Here is a 15,970-nt window from a genome sequence, read left to right on the forward strand (position 1 = left end):
AAGACAAAGCGTAACGGCCAGGCGCTGATAATAAATTTTTTCTCAAAAAAACCTGACATATTTGAAGGCTACATCGTCTTAGCTCAAGAAGTATAATGCAAATAATCGAGTTTTATCCATTAGGAGAGGATGTTATGTCTAAGCCTGAAGTTACATACGTCAACATCATTAAAGTCGATGCCAATAAACAAGCTGAAGTTATCAAAGTATTACAGGAAGGAAGTGATAAATTTTTTAGTAAGCAACCGGGTTTTATTTCAATTACCTTGCTGGCAAGCAAGGATGGAGAGCATGTTATAAACATTGCCAAATGGAGGAGTGTTGATGACATTAGTGCAACTAGAAATAATCCAATAGCAGCAGAATTCGTAAAACGCACCGCGGAGATAGCTAAGGCCACACCAGGGGTTTATGACATTGTTGGGTATTACTCCAGTTAAGTCATTCATTATAACACTAATATTATTAGTATAATTTATTGGGCTATATGCAAATAATAAATATAGATTTGTAGGTTTTGATTAAAATCGGAGCCTGCAATAATTGCACTGTTTTTATATTAATGGCCTAATGATATAACTGTTGAAATAATTAAATTATAAAATTATTTCTTTATTTTAAGATATATTTAAACATTCCAAACACCAACTCAGATCCTTACATCCCGCCATGCGGGAGTAAGGATCTTCATAAGATAAATAAACTAATCAGCTAAAGGCACTAACCTTTAATTTCTCTGGCACATTGCTGGAGATTCTGAAATGAATCAAAACGGATATTATGACGCTCGCGATAGGCTCCATTCGGTGAGTATGTGCGATCAATGGCAGAAAAATGCGCCATTGCCTGCCCAACACTTTCTGAAACGCCACCAGCGACTGCCCCCAGAATAGCGGAGCCAAGCAGAACAGGCTCACTGGCCTGAGTTGCGACTACTGGCACACCGCAAGTATCTGCCAGCAATTGGCGAATCAAAGGATGTTGCCCCGCTCCCCCACTGACGACAATATTTTCTATCGCAGCACCTGATTTTGCCTGTGCTTCGATAATTTGCCGCAGCCCGTAGCCAATACCACACACCCCGGCGATATAGAGGGAAAGCAGGTTAGCTAAATTGTTTTCCATTCCCAATCCTGCAATGACGGCGCGGGCATTGGGATCAGCAAAAGGAGCACGATTCCCCAAAAACTCAGGCACCACATGAATGCCTTCAGCCAGTTCAACCGCCTGAGAGGCCGATGGTGTTTTTTCCATGACCATATCAGCCAAAAAAACCGGCAAGGGAATGCCTTTTTCTTTTGCCATGGCTTTAGCTTCCCGTGTTGCAGGGTGCAAAGACAATAGTTGATCGATTGCCGCCCCCGTTGCACTTTGCCCGCCCTCATTCAGCCACATGCCGGGAACCATTGCAGAGAAATAGGGCCCCCAAACACCGGGAATAAATACCGGCTCTTGGGTTGTCGTCATTGTGCAAGAAGAAGTACCAAACACATAAGCCATGTTGCGGGTTGCATCACCGCTGACACCTACAGTGCCGATACCACCGGCATGGGCGTCAATCATTCCTGCTGCAACCGGTGTGCCTGCCAGCAACCCCATTTGTTGAGCAGCGTCTTCCGTCAACCCTTGACCACAAGGTGTTGCCGGTTCGACAATGCTCTGCCCGATACGGGCAAAATTTTCATCCGCAAGTTCAGACAGGCCGATTTGTCGGAAATAATCTGCATCCCAACGTTTTTCATGTGCAAGGTATGTCCACTTACAAGTCACTGTACAAGTAGAACGGGAAAGGGAATCTGTGGATTTCCATGTCAGGAAATCAGCCAAATCAAAGAATTGCCATGCATTATCAAAGGATTCTCGACGGTTTTCTTTCAACCAGAGAATTTTCGGTGTTTCCATCTCAGGGGAAATTTTACCGCCAACATAGTTAAGCACGGGATGGCCTGTTGCGTTAATCCGTTCAGCTTGCCCTGTCGCACGGTGATCCATCCATACAATAATATTACGGTCAGGATCTTCACTCGGGCTGACCGAAATCGGCTGTTTATCTTTGCCGAGCACAACCAATGAGCAGGTCGCATCAAAACCAATACCGGCAACTTGTTGCGGTGTACTTCCGGAATACAACATTGCCTCTTTGATGCAGTAACAGACCGCATCCCAGATTTCACGACTGGATTGCTCAACAAAATGAGCATTATAACGATAAAGCGTTATATCGTGCTTGGCGGATGCCAACATTTTACCGTTCATATCAAAAATACCGGCACGGGCACTGCCTGTACCGACATCAACACCAATGACAACTTTGTTACTTTCCGCCCTGATTTGTACGTTACTGTTCATCGCCCCATCCCTTATTCCTTGTGTGATTAGAGATCAACACTGCTTGGCAGAATAACCAAATCACGGATAGTGACATTTCTCGGGCGGGTTAACATAAACAGCACCGATTCTGCTACTTCAATAGGCTGCATCAGGCTGCCATTTGCCAGGGCTTCTTCCATTTTGGCTTTCGGCCAGTCATCCAGCAGAGCCGTAACCACCGGCCCCGGAAGTATCGCACCGACGCGCACACCGTGTTGAGAGACTTGGCGGCGGGTAGAGTGAACAAAGGCCTGAACGGCAAATTTAGATGCGGTGTAAATCGGTTCCCAGACCACCGGGATCATGCCGGCAATAGAGCTGGTAAATAATACATCACCGGATTTTTGCGCAATAAAATGCGGCAAGACAGCGCGGACACTACGGAATGCGGCATTGACATTCAGATTGAGCACCTTGTCCCAGACATCGGGATCACCTTCTGCAACTGGGCCGCCAATATAAGCACCGGCGTTGGCGTGGAAAATATCAAGGCGCCCGGCTTTTTTCAGGATCCCGTCCAGCATGCCATCAACCTGCTCTGGTTTCATCAGATCAACAACCAGCGGGATGGCATTTTCGCCCAGCTCGGCGACCAATTCCATCAGACGTTCTTCGGCACGATCGATCAAAACCACTTTAGCACCAGCTTTGATAAGTGTACGTGCACATTCAAGACCGATACCTGATGCTGCGCCTGTGATTGCAGCGACTTTATTTTCTAGTGAGATAGCCATAACGGATACTCCGGCAATTTTTTGTAGGACAGAAGGTAATAATTTCATCGAATTCAGCATAGCTCAATCGATGAAGCAGAATTGCGACTTTTTATCTTTGATGTCAAGCTAAGGCAAAAACGGGGATGAAAATTTGTGACAAAGCTCAGACAGAACAAGAAAACGACAATCTATGACCTCGCTGAACTTGCGGGAGTATCAGCCAGTGCAGTAAGCGCTGTACTCAATGGAAATTGGAAAAAAAGGCGAATCAGCGCTCAGCTCGCTGAAAAAATCACCCGCATTGCTGAGGAACAGAGCTATTCCGTCAATAAGCAGGCAAGTCTGCTGCGCAGTGAAAAGTCAAAAATCATTGGCATGTTAGTGCCGAAGTATGACAATCGCTACTTTGGTTCCATTGTTGAGCATTTCGAAGAAATGGCACGTGAACGTGGGCTGTTTCCTATCATTACCTGCACCCAGCGTGATCCTAAGCTGGAAATCGAAGCCGCCAGAACGATGCTCTCTTATCAGGTGGATTGGTTGATTGCGACGGGGGCAACCAACCCGGATAGCATCAGTGAAATTTGCTCGGCCTCCGGTGTTCCTACCCTAAATCTTGACCTGCCGGGTACATTGGCTCCCTCCGTGATTTCTGACAATTACAGTGGTGCAAAAGCGCTGACTCTGCGCATTTTCAAAAAATATGCCCAGAAACAGAGGCAAGCAGAGCCACTGATTTTTGTCGGCGGCAGATTGAATGATCACAACACCCGAGAGCGTATACGGGGATTCAGGGATGCACATGTCGAATGGGAACTGCCGGTTGTTGAAGAGAACATTCTTACCTGTGGATATGCACCGGAAAAAGCCGAAACTGCGCTGCGTAAATTTCCACGCAACGACGATATCCCAAAATGTGGGCTATTTGTTAATTCAACTATTTCGCTGGAAGGGGTTATGCGCTGGCTGGCTGAAACTGGCTACACCCGCAGTCATCAACCAGTAATGGGTTGTTTTGACTGGGATCCGTTTGTTGCATTGCTCGGTCATGATATAGAAATGGTCAAGCAGGATGTTCCGGCAATGCTCGATCATATTTTTGCGCTGATAGATTCAGGCAATACCGAAAAACAGCTAATTGAAGTCGCTCCCGCGATAGTCAGTGGAAGCGGCAAGATAGAAAATTAGCCCGATTCCGGCAGATACACTATTCGATATCATCTGTGCCATGTCGATTAAGAAAAAGAACACAGCGACGTGCCTCATGCATTATTTAATTATTGAACATTGAATAAAGTGGACTGCTTAAATCTTATAATTTGGCCCACTCTATCAGACCATAACTCATCTAAGATCATCTCTGCCGTAAATTTTTAGGCCAGTAGGCAGGCTGTTAGATGAGGAAGTGCTTATGAATACACCCGCAGTAAATATCAAACTCTCTGATTTTTTCTCGCCAACAATTGCAGCACTGATTTCAGTATTAGTGAATTACGGAGGAACTTTTGTCTTAGTTTTTCAAGCGGCTGAGCTTGCAAATTTATCATCGGCTCAGACAGCTTCTTGGGTATGGGCTGTCTCAATCGGTGTGGGTATAACTGGTGTCTGGTTAAGTTTTCGCTATAAAGAGCCAATAATTACAGCGTGGTCAACACCAGGAGTGGCTTTTTTGGCTACAGTCATGCCTTTTACGCCTTATAGCGAAGTCATTGGGGCGTATATCCTCTCTGCCCTTGGTTTTATTTTATTAGGGCTGTCCGGTGCTTTTGAAAAACTTGTCCGAATGATCCCAAGTGGAATTGCCGCAGGGCTGCTCGCAGGTATTTTGCTGCAATTTGGAATCAATGCATTCGCCAGCGCCAGTGTGGATCCAGTGCTTGTCATCACGTTAATTATTTCATATGCAGTACTCAAACGATTTACATCCCGCTTTGCAGTTGTTGGTATTTTAATTATTGGCATGGCGATGCTTATCATCCAAGATAAGGCCGATTTTTCAGTCATTCATTTAAGTTTTGCTACTCCTGTTTTTGAAATGCCCCAATTTTCCTTACATTCTCTTTTGGGGGTCGCATTACCGCTATTTGTTATTACCCTGACAGGCCAATATATGCCTGGCATGCTGGTTCTCAGAAATGATGGTTTTAAAACAAGTGCCAATCCAATTCTGACTACAACAGGATTAGGCTCTTTAATCATGGCGCCATTTGGTGCGCATGCGTTTAACATCGCGGCAATTACAGCTGCAATCTGCACTGGAAAAGATGCACATGAAAACCCACATAAACGCTATATAGCAGGTTTAGCGTGCGGCCTTTTTTATATTTTGGTGGGTATTTTCGGCGTTACTCTGGCGACGCTTTTCATGATATTACCCAAGGCATTTATTACAACGCTTGCCGGCCTTGCCCTGCTCGGCACTATCGGAGGAAGTTTAGCCAATTCAATGAGTGATGGCCGAACACGTGAAACCGCTCTTATTACATTTTTGGCTACCGCAGCCAATGTAACTTTACTCGGAGTCGGTGGCGCTTTTTGGGGATTAATTGCCGGTTTGACAGCCCATGTATTAATTCATGGTAAATATGAATCCTTGATAAAAATTAAAGCTAAAAAAGAAAGTATTTAAGCTAAAATCAATTTTCACGCCCTGCATTTAAAAGGAAATCAAATGACAAATTATAATGAATATGGCCAACCCATAGGTTTAGAAGTGCCCCATTGGGTACCCCGAGAATATCCATCGTTAAACTTAATTGTGGGGCAATATTGCCGGCTTGAACGGATAAGCAAATCTAAGCACGCAGATAGCCTCTATATATCCTATCAAATGGCGCAAGATGATAGAAATTGGACTTATATTCCCGTAGGCCCATTCTCCGAGCGTTCTGAATTTGATAAATATATCGAAGATATGGAATCATCACAAAACTCTCTCTATTATGCAATTATTGACCCTTTAACTGGAAATGCCTTAGGTACATTAGCATTAATGAGAATTGATCCACAAAATGGAACTATAGAAGTAGGCCATGTTGTTTATTCTCCGAAATTGAAAAAAACCCGCATTGCTACGGAGGCTCAATTTTTATTAATGAACTATGCTCTGGAGCAGTTAGGTTACCGCCGTTATGAATGGAAATGTGATGCATTAAATGAGCCATCTCGTAAGGCGGCAACTCGTTTAGGGTTCACTTTTGAAGGTATTTTCCGTAATGCTATCGTTTATAAAGGCCGCTCTAGGGATACCGCGTGGTATTCCATTACACATGAAGATTGGCCCGTATTAAAACGTGCTTTTGAAGAATGGTTATCTCCATCCAATTTTGACGATAATGGAAACCAATTGCTCATCTTATCTTTTCAATGCGTTAGCAAGGCGTAACATGGCGGATTCAATTTCATAATCCGTTAAAGAAGAATAACCCAATAGCCAACCTTGTTTTTTATTTTCGCAGGCGTACAGACAACTAAGCCCACGCAACTGGACGCCTGCCGCTCCCGCCAATCGAATCGTTTCTTCTTCTGACCATTCAGGCTCGAGTAAACAGGGGATCTGTAGCCCCCCTTTTGGCCGCAATACGGTCACGATGCCTTTAAGATATTTATCAATAGCGTTGAATATGATTTCCTGACGCCTTGCGTACAATTTACGCATGGCCCTAATATGGGAGCTATAGTGCCCGTCTTCTATAAAACGCGCTAACGTCAATTGTAAGATTTGTGGCGTATGCCCATCCATAATACTACGTGCATATGTGAATGTATTGACTAGCTCTTGTGGAATAGCCATGTATCCGATTCTTAATCCTGGATAGAGTGTTTTGCTAAAAGTACCAAGATAAATTGTTCTTTGGTATTTATCTAAACCCTGAATACATGCCGTCGGTAAGCCTTCATAATGGAATTCACTGTCATAATCATCTTCAATTATCCATTTATTATTTTCAGCAGCCCAATTAATTAATTCAAGCCTGCGTTCCAATGATAATGTCACCCCCGTCGGATATTGATGAGAGGGGGTCAAATAGACACAATTGGCGCCACTGCTATCTGCCCGTAATAAATCGGTGCGAATCCCCAGTTCATCTACATCAATGGGAATTATTTTCGCTTCTGCGGATTCGAATGCTTTTTTAGCCCCAAAATACCCCGGATTTTCCATTAAAATGGGCTGCCCTGCATCCAGCAATAACTGGGCACATAAAAATAATGATTGCCTTGTGCTGCTCAATATTAATATTTGTTCCGGAGATACATTGGCCCCGCGCTCAAGATTCATATAAGAAGCAATGGCTTTACGTAATGATTTAACGCCTTGTGGCTCGCCATGCAATAACACATTGGCGCGATAATCTTTGAGGACTTGGCGGTGCAATCGCTCCCATACATCAACAGGGAAATTACGTGTTTCAGGTAAACCGGTAGCAAATGCCTTCACCATTTGTTGGTCAGCAACACCACCACTATCAAGGATCTTTCGACCACGCTGGCTTAGCCCCACCTTCGAATCGAATACATCATGACCATTCTTTTTGCTTTTCAGATGATTATGCTTTACCCCCTTTAATTCAGCGCCAAGTGTTTCGGACACATAACTTCCAGAGCCTTTTCGCCGAATGATGAACCCATCACGATGCAACTGTATATAAGCGTTTTCAACCGTATCTCTGGCAACATGAAGTGACTTGGCCAAGGTTCGAGTTGCAGGCAATCTGGCTCCGGGACTAAGCGTTCCGTCAAGAATGAGCGACAACAAGGTACGTTGAATGCGTTGATGCAAATCTAAAAGTTTAAAATCAGCATCATTTAGTTTTATTTTTATTGTTTCAAATTCAAAGGGTTTTGCCATATACCTATCACGCTATAAATTGCTTTATTTTATTTACCCAAGGAAGTGGATTTTCAATTTGAACCGCGTGCCCACTTTCAATTTCATCATACAGGCTATTGGGGATTAGTGAGCTGACTTCTTTTACCATGTATGCCGGTATTAAAGTGTCATAAGTTAACCCTATAACTAACGTAGGCGATTTTATTTTCACCAAATATTCCATTATGTTTACACTTAATCCGATTTTTATTCTCTCTGCGATACCTTTCGATTCTTTGTTACATATCATGTCTATGGTTTCATGTGAAAACTCAGAGAGTTTCTGAGGGCTGAAAGCATGAGATAAAGCAAATGCAGTTGCCATGCGTTTATTTTGCAACTCCAGCTCATACCAAGTTTTTAACAAAAAATTAAATCGAGTATCATCATTGGATGCCCAAGCTGCTGTTAAAATTAATTTATTAATGGATGATGGTTGTTTGGCGGCAACAACGGCAGCAACAACAGCGCCCAAGGAGGTTCCTACCAAATGGATAGGTTTATCAAAATTACCATCTTCAATTATAGATATAACTTGATCTGCCAGCCCTTCAATATCTAATGAACGGGGCAAAGTAGATTCCCCAGAACCTGCATAATCAGGAAGAACTACATTTAGGTTTTCTATAAAATCATTTTTTATATGGGAAAAACTACTATTTCCATCGCTGTTTGTTCCATGCAAAAACATAATTGTTTCAGCATGGTCTTTGTTATTGGCAGGATACATCCTGTATTTAACTGTGGAACCGTTGCTATTTACAGTGTACATAATGTTTATTTCCCATTGTAATTTTTATCTATCATTTTTAAATATAAAAAACCACATCAACAATACGTATTATCACTGTGCCAATATAGAATAATATTATTGGCAACACAAACCAAAAAATTGCTTGTGATGGATATTAATAAGAAAGGGAGAAACTAGGATATTATTCTTAATATAGTAATCACAAATGAATATTAATTGAAAGAGAATAATATTTCCTGAGAAATGGAAATGTGTTAGATAAGGCAATTTTACGCACAATACACTAAACAATTCGTGGTTGAGCTCACTCTGTACCATAGCCACAACCACGTTATATCACATTTAACTTCTATCACCTTAACAGGTCAGGAAGTTAATACTTTTGAAACCATATCCTTAAATTGGGTAAGTGATGCTACACCCACCATTGCATCAACGGGTTTGCCGTTTTTAAACACAACAGTTGTTGGAATACTGCGGATACCATAACGGGCAGCAATGGAAGGAGCTTCGTCAATGTCCACTTCCCCAAATGTTGCACTCTCACCCATATCTTCAGCCAGTTTCTCAAAGATTGGGGCAACCATACGACATGGACCACACCAAGGTGCCCAGAACCTCACAACAGAAACATCTGTATCTGGACTCACCACATTATCAAAATTGTTTTCAACAAGCTCAATTAGATTACTCATCTTCTCTCCACATAATGGTATTTACACCTAAAAATCCTTTTATTTCAGCCTGATAAATCAGTTCTGGAGTTTGTCCGTATGGGCTAAGCATATATTAAGCAGAATTTGTTTAAGTATTCTATTGAATGTGAAAATAATATCAACCATGTTCAACCTGAATTTTTTACCACCAAGGGAAAGTTTAATGAAGTAACTAACTCACTAAACTTAATCCAATAAAGAAAAATAGTCTTTATTTTCAAACTATAACATTAAAATTTTAGGTAAAACTGCAAATATCTTACCAATTCACCTCCAACCCTACTTTATTTCAATATTATGCTGAAAATGAAGAAAAGATACTTCCCTATATTACTGCATTGAGAAATTAAAAAAATCCTTATAAAGTAAAACACTTAATAGACAAAATAAGTGCATATTTTGAGTTGGGACTTAGCATCAATTAAAGTGGCAAGCATGGGGTTTTATTCATAAATAATATATTTATGATAAGAATTACCAATTGTATTGATAGGTTAAAACTAAAAACAGAATTTAAAATCAATGAAAAAATGAAGTTAAATATATAAAACAGAATTCGAAGTTTTAGCCTCTAATTCCATTATTTTATTGCTACTCTTATTTTACGCTCGCGTTTCAAGTCAGTTTAAGATAGCATCTGCGCCCTTTTTCTATTTTCCATAAAAAATTTCCATAAAAGAGGATAAGAAAACAATGTTTATAGGCTTTGACTATGGAACATCAAATTGTGCGGCTGCTGAGATGAACGGTGATACACCACAATTGATTGCAATTGAAAATGATAATTTCTATATGCCTTCTACATTAGCCGCACCAACACGAGAGTCAGTTTCCGAATATTTATTTCGTCACTGGAATATCACCCCCAAAGATCAAATTGGTGAACAGCTTCTTCGCAATGCGATAGCGGCAAACCGTGAAGAAGGCATCGAGCTTGTCTCTGATGATCTTGTCTTTGGGCAAAAAGCATTGAGCCGATATTTAGAAGATCCACAAGATACTTACTATGTAAAATCACCAAAGTCGTTTCTGGGTGCTATGGGGCTCAGGGATGCCCAAATCAGCTTCTTTGAAGACTTGGTTTGCGCCATGATGACAAATATCAAGAAACAAGTGGAAGCCAGTAAACAACAGTTAGTTGAGGACGTTGTCATTGGCCGCCCGATCAACTTTCATGGGCGCGGGGGAGATAAATCCAACCAACAAGCAGAAACCATTTTATTCAATGCAGCCAAGCGTGCAGGCTTCCACAATATTGTCTTTCAGTTTGAACCCGTCGCCGCAGGTTTGGAATATGAATCGACATTAACAGAGAATAAAACCGTGCTGATAGTTGATATCGGCGGTGGTACGACAGACTGCTCACTTATCAATATGGGGCCAAGTTGGCAAGGAAAGTCGGATCGCAGCGACAGCTTACTGGCTCACACCGGTCAACGCATTGGCGGGAACGATTTAGACATTAATTTGACTTTCAAGCAATTAATGCACCCATTTGGCTTGGGCAGCAAAGTTACCTCAGGCATTGAGATGCCATTGACTCAATTCTGGAATCCAATTGCTATCAATGACGTACAGGCACAAAAAGAGTTTTACTCTCGTCAAAATTTATTAGCACTGAAATCTTTGCATCGTGATGCCCAAGAGCCAGAAAAATTGGCCCGATTAATCCAGGTATATCAAGACACTTTAGGGTATAGCTTGGTTCGCTGTGCTGAAGAAGCCAAAATTGCCCTTTCTGAACAATCAGAACACCGCGTTAAATTAAATTTATTGTCAGAAATAATTGAAATTAACATTCAGCGCGATCAGATGGTGGCCGCTATTGAATCCACTAAAGACAAAATGGCAAAACTAGTTAGTGAAGCAGTGATACAAGGGGGCACAAAGCCTGATGTAATATTCATGACAGGCGGCTCAGCCAGTTCTCCTATTCTCCGTCAGACAGTCGAGCAAGAATTGCCGGGAATTCCTCTGGTTGGCGGTAATTACTTTGGTTCAGTCACAACAGGATTGGCTCGTTGGGCGAAAATTTGTTTTGCTTGATAGGCTGTCTGTAATCAGGTTTTGGTTCAGTAAAAATAAGCTGCTCATTGCGCAATTATTATCATGTTCAAAAATGGGAGGCCATATAACATGCTGTTCACCAGATAGATTGGATATTATGACAATGATTAAACGACGATTGAATGCTCTTCTTCATTATATTGATAAAAATATAGATTCTCCTATGGATGGAGACAGTTTGAGCGCTATTGCGGCTTGTTCAAAATACCATTTTCACAGATTATTTTCTGCCAATTACGGTATTGGTGCAGCCGCATATATCAGACGGTTACGATTGAAAAAAGCCATTTATATTCTGGCATTTAGTGATAACTCTGTTATAGATATTGCTCTTGCATGTGGTTATGAAAGCCCGGAAGCGTTCTCCAAAGCATTTAAGAGTGTCATTGGTCAAAGTCCTACAGCATTCAGGAAAAAACCTGATTGGTCTATCTGGTATAGCCAACATCAAATTATACATGATATTAGGACTGAAATGATGAATAAGAACTTGCCCTTAATTAAAGTTGAATTAGCTAATTTCCCTGAAACAACAGTTGCAGTGATGACTCACAAAGGTTCACCATCAAGCATTGGCAATACCATCAGAGAGTTCAAAGAGTGGAGAGTAAGTAACAGGCTTCCCCCCGAAAAATACAGAACTTTCAATTTTGTTTATGCAGATCCGGACAAAGTAGAGCCAGAAGAGTACCAATTTGATTTATGTGTGGAAGTCTCTGCCACTTTTGAGATTACCCATCCCAAAATAACCAAAATCACCATTCCATCCGGGAAATGTGCTTATATCAGGCACGTTGGCTCAGATGATGAAATAACCGCTCTGGTTAACTATTTATATAAAGATTGGTTAGAAAAAAATAACCAAGAAATTCGGGATTTCCCTCTATTTTTGGAAAGGGTAAAATTATTTCCAACCGTTTCGGAAGCTGAAACAGTAACGGATATTTATCTTCCTTTGGTATAACGGTTTCAAGCCCTCATATCCACAGAAAATTATAACTGTGCAGGTATGAAAATAGGCATTGAAAGCGCTTTCCAAGTTTCAATCTTACCTATGTATCCTTGCTTACTGTATCTCTGAAAATTAAGATTTATTGAGTGGATAATAGACAGTTTCTTGATCTTTATCACGAACAAGAAACTGTCTATTTATAGCATAAAAAACGAACTAATATGACCCTGGTGCTGAACGAATAAAAATTATCTATTCAAAATAATGAAGATAATTTGCCTACAGGAAGGAGAATTTATCTCCCCTCACTGAATATTTAGACAATATATCAATTTAAAATTATGTTTTGATGGTGAAATTAATACACCAGACAAATATTAAAATCAACATATAAAAGTAAAAATGGTGATTTTCATGGTGAATATGAATGTCATAATTTGGTATCGCCAAAATAAAATGCCAAACAATAAAGAGCTATCCAGTTGATAAATAATGAATATATTTTTAATTGGTCAATACAGGGACTCTCAATAGAAAATGACGGGGCTGATAGCCCATTAACCATACAAATTGTATGAATATAACCACTTTGTTGAATAAACATTCACGTGATGAATCTATGTAAAAATAACCTATTGTGTAATAATCAAACAATACTTCTATTTTAACCTGCTAACTTTTGCCGAACTTTAACTGTTTGTTTTTCAATCACACAGAAAATTATGTGATCGAAAGTGAATGAGCACAGCCGACAAAACTGCAATTTGAAAGACGGCAGGCATATGCGGGCCATTGTTCATTCCTTATGCCTAAATTGAAATATTTTCGGTCGCTATCATTGATTATGAAAAATATTGATTATAAAAAAATGAGGAAGAATATCATTGAAGACATAATATGGGGTTTCCCCCATATTTATTAATTTACAGCTTTAATAACCCATCTATTAAACAAATAGCGAGAACCATAAGCAGGAAAAACATTAAATAGAGCAAAGAAAATTTTAATTAACATTTGCACCATCATCATCACAATAATTTGATTTAACGGCAATTTTCCGTAAAACGCGATAAAACAGAAAACAAAGCTATCAATTATTGATGCAACGAATGTACTGAAAAATACCCTTAAAGCCAAGAAACGAGAATGGGTCATATCCTTCAATTTACATAAGATATAAGAATTGACCAATTCTGAAACTAAAAATGACAGTGAGGAAGCCAATATTGCAGATAAAATATGGTTCACCAACGTATTGTATTGTTCATTTAACTCCCAACCCGGAATTGCCGGTAAACTTGTTGAAAGGCTCAACAAGGAGACAATGACTAAATTGGAAAACAATGACATGAATATTGCTTTTCTTGCCAGTTTAAATCCATAAAATTCACTTAACAAGTCAATGACTAAAAATGAAAATGGATAAATAAAAGTACCTGGAGTAACAATAATATCAAGATATTCTATATAAACTGGTTTAGCTGCTGCTATGTTGCTGAATGTGTAAAATATCGTCAATAATAATGCCAAAAGCGAATAAACAACCCAGGATTTCTCATTACGCTCTTCAATTTCATAAACTGAAGGTGTATGCGGAAAACTGGAGTACAATTTTCTATAAAGCGATTTTATCTCATGATTATCCAAATCATCCGCTATTTCACTCTTCTCGAGCTCCTTTATATTTACTTTTAATACTTTTCCTGTCGATAAAATTAATACATTAGCTGTATTATCCTGACTATTAAACCCCAATAATTTATATTTCTTTCCCATATCCAAACCGTTCTTCCATTATATCCCCAATCACCATTAAACTATTTATAGTTTCGCCATTACATTCTTTTATATAAAATTGTTGCTGATTTTTATCGAAACATAATTTTGGATGGCTGTTATTATAATGTCCTCTCTTAATTATCAGTAAATCACCTGCGTTATATTTTCCCGGGAAATCACATTCAAGTAAAACAGCAACAATGTTAGGCCCCGTACCAAAATAATAAGTTAATTTTCTTTGGACAATTAAAGAGCCAATTTTTCCATCATAAAATTCAGGGGAAGTGCACTCAGATTGCATAAATAACGGAACAGCACAAGGATTCATATTTCCTTCATAAGAAACAATCGCATCCAAACGCTCTTTTTCTGCTATATCTGTCGTATCTACCTCACTATAGGAGACCCCAAAAAAATTAGAGACTTTCTGTATTGTAGAAGAATGAACGCTCTGCACCCTGCCATCCAAAATATTGTAGATAGTAGTTCGATTAAGCCCCGTTCGGTCACAGAGTGACACTCTTGTTTCCCCTCTGGAATCAAGCAAATATTGTAGATTTTTTCTCAGGTGTTCCATTTTTTGTTTCTTATACATACAAACGCCCAAAAAATACTCAACCAGTTAATTCATAATGATTTTCAGGTTAAACACTTTTTGAAGGCACAGAAAAGGGTGAAAAACACTCTTGCCATAAAACAGTAAAAATGATAGCAATTTCGTTTTAAATGGAATTATCTAATAATATAGCAAAATTATTTTTCATAGAAAATATTAATTTAATGAGTTATTTTTTAACTAAAATTGATAAAAAACAGATAACAAGGAATGTTAAAAAAGCAAAATATAGAGAAGATATGGCTTATATTGGTGTTTTTTAGCACCGATTTGTTCATTCACACACAAAATTGATGATGATTAAACATGGGGTCAATGGCATAGAGGCTTATATACAAACGTTATTATTTTCATATTTAAATTTAACCTATATAAATTATATGAGATAAAAATGAGTTTAACCTATAAAAATAATGAACCCTATCTAAAAGGGCTAATCGCCATGATGGAAAATCTCAGTGAACCTTGGGGAATAAAAGATCCAGAATCCCGACATATTTATATGAATAAGGCTGCTTACCTTTATACAAACACCCCAGAAGATTTTGATGTTGAAGGTAAACTGGACTGTGAATTTCCTACGAATTGGTCTGAAGACCAATTTTCACAGGATTTGAAAGAACATGACAAGAGAACGGAAGAGTCAAAAGATAAAGTTTCCATTATTGAAACGCATTATTGGTATGGAAAAAATAGTTTGGCTCCCTTTATCAGTGAAAAATTCCCCGTATATAACGCTGAAAAAGAGTGTATTGGGATAGTTTGGAATGCAAAACCATTAAGTAGTCTCTCTCCTTTGGCATATATCAATCGCCAAAAACCCAGCGTCCTCACCACTACAGCGGATACCAACCTGTTTACCCAAGGTGAGCTTGATATTATCTTTTTTATGCTACAAAGACGCTCAAATAAAGAAATTGCTCAAATATATAACCTCAGTCATAAAACGATAGAAAACAGGATCTACAACATCTACCAAAAATCTGATGTCCATTCGGTACAGCAATTTGAAGAGTTTTGCCAGCATTTACAATTGGATAGTTATATTCCAGAGCGTCTAATAGAGAAAGGGGTTCTTTTTATCTGATTGATTTTACGACGGCTTGATAGCTGTTGCTCCCTGAGCA

14 protein-coding genes are annotated in these 15,970 nt (G+C 39.6%); 7 read left to right on the forward strand and 7 right to left on the reverse strand.

The genetic code is table 11. The features are described from left to right. Window positions 1-134: 134 nt before the first annotated feature. On the forward strand, window positions 135-440 hold the full coding sequence (locus FE392_RS00715) for an antibiotic biosynthesis monooxygenase family protein (RefSeq protein WP_319928314.1): 306 nt from the start codon (window positions 135-137) through the stop codon (window positions 438-440). Window positions 441-720: 280 nt separating this feature from the next. Here FE392_RS00715 and FE392_RS00720 read toward each other — a convergent pair whose 3' ends face one another. Together FE392_RS00720 and FE392_RS00725 are read right to left on the reverse strand one after the other, a co-directional pair. Next, window positions 721-2,349 (reverse strand): FGGY-family carbohydrate kinase, encoded by a 1,629-nt coding sequence (locus FE392_RS00720; RefSeq protein WP_319928315.1) that lies wholly within the window; start codon window positions 2,347-2,349, stop codon window positions 721-723. 26 nt (window positions 2,350-2,375) lie between these two features. Then, window positions 2,376-3,104: an SDR family oxidoreductase gene (locus tag FE392_RS00725; RefSeq protein ID WP_319928316.1), complete on the reverse strand. Its 729-nt coding sequence runs from the start codon at window positions 3,102-3,104 to the stop codon at window positions 2,376-2,378. Between the two features lie 135 nt (window positions 3,105-3,239). On the opposite strand from FE392_RS00725, the gene FE392_RS00730 reads away from it, so the two are divergent. The 3 genes from FE392_RS00730 to FE392_RS00740 all read left to right on the forward strand — a co-directional run bounded on the left by FE392_RS00730 (window position 3,240) and on the right by FE392_RS00740 (window position 6,471). Further along, entirely contained in the window at window positions 3,240-4,274 is a 1,035-nt protein-coding gene (locus tag FE392_RS00730) for a LacI family DNA-binding transcriptional regulator (RefSeq protein WP_319928317.1), read from the forward strand. Window positions 4,275-4,497: 223 nt separating this feature from the next. Continuing rightward, on the forward strand, window positions 4,498-5,715 hold the full coding sequence (locus FE392_RS00735; protein WP_319928318.1) for a benzoate/H(+) symporter BenE family transporter: 1,218 nt from the start codon (window positions 4,498-4,500) through the stop codon (window positions 5,713-5,715). A 42-nt stretch (window positions 5,716-5,757) separates the two neighbouring features. Then, the gene (locus tag FE392_RS00740; RefSeq protein WP_319928319.1) at window positions 5,758-6,471 is read left to right on the forward strand and encodes a GNAT family N-acetyltransferase; all 714 of its coding nucleotides are present in this window, start codon (window positions 5,758-5,760) and stop codon (window positions 6,469-6,471) included. Here FE392_RS00740 and pdxR read toward each other — a convergent pair. The 3 genes from pdxR to trxA form a co-directional block, all read right to left on the reverse strand. Further along, window positions 6,442-7,938: a MocR-like pyridoxine biosynthesis transcription factor PdxR gene (gene pdxR, locus FE392_RS00745; RefSeq protein WP_319928320.1), complete on the reverse strand. Its 1,497-nt coding sequence runs from the start codon at window positions 7,936-7,938 to the stop codon at window positions 6,442-6,444. The genes FE392_RS00740 and pdxR overlap by 30 nt on opposite strands. A gap of 7 nt (window positions 7,939-7,945) precedes the next feature. Continuing rightward, window positions 7,946-8,731 (reverse strand): alpha/beta fold hydrolase, encoded by a 786-nt coding sequence (locus FE392_RS00750; protein ID WP_319928321.1) that lies wholly within the window; start codon window positions 8,729-8,731, stop codon window positions 7,946-7,948. A 347-nt stretch (window positions 8,732-9,078) separates the two neighbouring features. Next, complete coding sequence (gene trxA, locus FE392_RS00755) at window positions 9,079-9,408, reverse strand: thioredoxin (protein WP_319928322.1); 330 nt, start codon at window positions 9,406-9,408, stop codon at window positions 9,079-9,081. A 714-nt stretch (window positions 9,409-10,122) separates the two neighbouring features. Here trxA and yegD point away from each other — a divergent pair. Continuing rightward, entirely contained in the window at window positions 10,123-11,475 is a 1,353-nt protein-coding gene (gene yegD / locus FE392_RS00760; RefSeq protein ID WP_319928323.1) for a molecular chaperone, read from the forward strand. 118 nt (window positions 11,476-11,593) lie between these two features. After that, window positions 11,594-12,460 carry an AraC family transcriptional regulator gene (locus tag FE392_RS00765; protein ID WP_319928324.1) on the forward strand — a complete coding sequence of 289 codons (867 nt, stop codon included), beginning with the start codon at window positions 11,594-11,596 and terminating at the stop codon, window positions 12,458-12,460. 906 nt (window positions 12,461-13,366) lie between these two features. Here FE392_RS00765 and FE392_RS00770 read toward each other — a convergent pair. Continuing rightward, window positions 13,367-14,224 carry a queuosine precursor transporter gene (locus FE392_RS00770; RefSeq protein ID WP_319928325.1) on the reverse strand — a complete coding sequence of 286 codons (858 nt, stop codon included), beginning with the start codon at window positions 14,222-14,224 and terminating at the stop codon, window positions 13,367-13,369. After that, window positions 14,208-14,822, reverse strand: coding sequence for a helix-turn-helix domain-containing protein (locus FE392_RS00775; RefSeq protein ID WP_319928326.1), 615 nt, complete (start codon window positions 14,820-14,822; stop codon window positions 14,208-14,210). The genes FE392_RS00770 and FE392_RS00775 overlap by 17 nt, the downstream gene beginning before the upstream one ends. Window positions 14,823-15,234: 412 nt before the next feature. On the opposite strand from FE392_RS00775, the gene FE392_RS00780 reads away from it, so the two are divergent. Continuing rightward, window positions 15,235-15,930: a helix-turn-helix transcriptional regulator gene (locus FE392_RS00780; RefSeq protein WP_319928327.1), complete on the forward strand. Its 696-nt coding sequence runs from the start codon at window positions 15,235-15,237 to the stop codon at window positions 15,928-15,930. The last annotated feature ends 40 nt before the right edge of the window (window positions 15,931-15,970 follow it).

The organism is Xenorhabdus santafensis (assembly GCF_033949405.1).
GTDB classification, from domain to species: Bacteria; Pseudomonadota; Gammaproteobacteria; order Enterobacterales; family Enterobacteriaceae; genus Xenorhabdus; species Xenorhabdus santafensis.

Bases quoted from the DNA above. Each gene is read 5' to 3' on its own strand.
- FE392_RS00715 (WP_319928314.1), top strand. From the start codon at position 135: ATGTCTAAGCCTGAAGTTACATACGTCAACATCATTAAAGTCGATGCC.
- FE392_RS00720 (WP_319928315.1), bottom strand. From the start codon at position 2,349: ATGAACAGTAACGTACAAATCAGGGCGGAAAGTAACAAAGTTGTCATT.
- FE392_RS00725 (WP_319928316.1), bottom strand. From the start codon at position 3,104: ATGGCTATCTCACTAGAAAATAAAGTCGCTGCAATCACAGGCGCAGCA.
- FE392_RS00735 (WP_319928318.1), top strand. From the start codon at position 4,498: ATGAATACACCCGCAGTAAATATCAAACTCTCTGATTTTTTCTCGCCA.
- FE392_RS00740 (WP_319928319.1), top strand. From the start codon at position 5,758: ATGACAAATTATAATGAATATGGCCAACCCATAGGTTTAGAAGTGCCC.
- pdxR (WP_319928320.1), bottom strand. From the start codon at position 7,938: ATGGCAAAACCCTTTGAATTTGAAACAATAAAAATAAAACTAAATGAT.
- FE392_RS00750 (WP_319928321.1), bottom strand. From the start codon at position 8,731: ATGTACACTGTAAATAGCAACGGTTCCACAGTTAAATACAGGATGTAT.
- trxA (WP_319928322.1), bottom strand. From the start codon at position 9,408: ATGAGTAATCTAATTGAGCTTGTTGAAAACAATTTTGATAATGTGGTG.
- yegD (WP_319928323.1), top strand. From the start codon at position 10,123: ATGTTTATAGGCTTTGACTATGGAACATCAAATTGTGCGGCTGCTGAG.
- FE392_RS00765 (WP_319928324.1), top strand. From the start codon at position 11,594: ATGACAATGATTAAACGACGATTGAATGCTCTTCTTCATTATATTGAT.
- FE392_RS00770 (WP_319928325.1), bottom strand. From the start codon at position 14,224: ATGGGAAAGAAATATAAATTATTGGGGTTTAATAGTCAGGATAATACA.
- FE392_RS00775 (WP_319928326.1), bottom strand. From the start codon at position 14,822: ATGTATAAGAAACAAAAAATGGAACACCTGAGAAAAAATCTACAATAT.
- FE392_RS00780 (WP_319928327.1), top strand. From the start codon at position 15,235: ATGAGTTTAACCTATAAAAATAATGAACCCTATCTAAAAGGGCTAATC.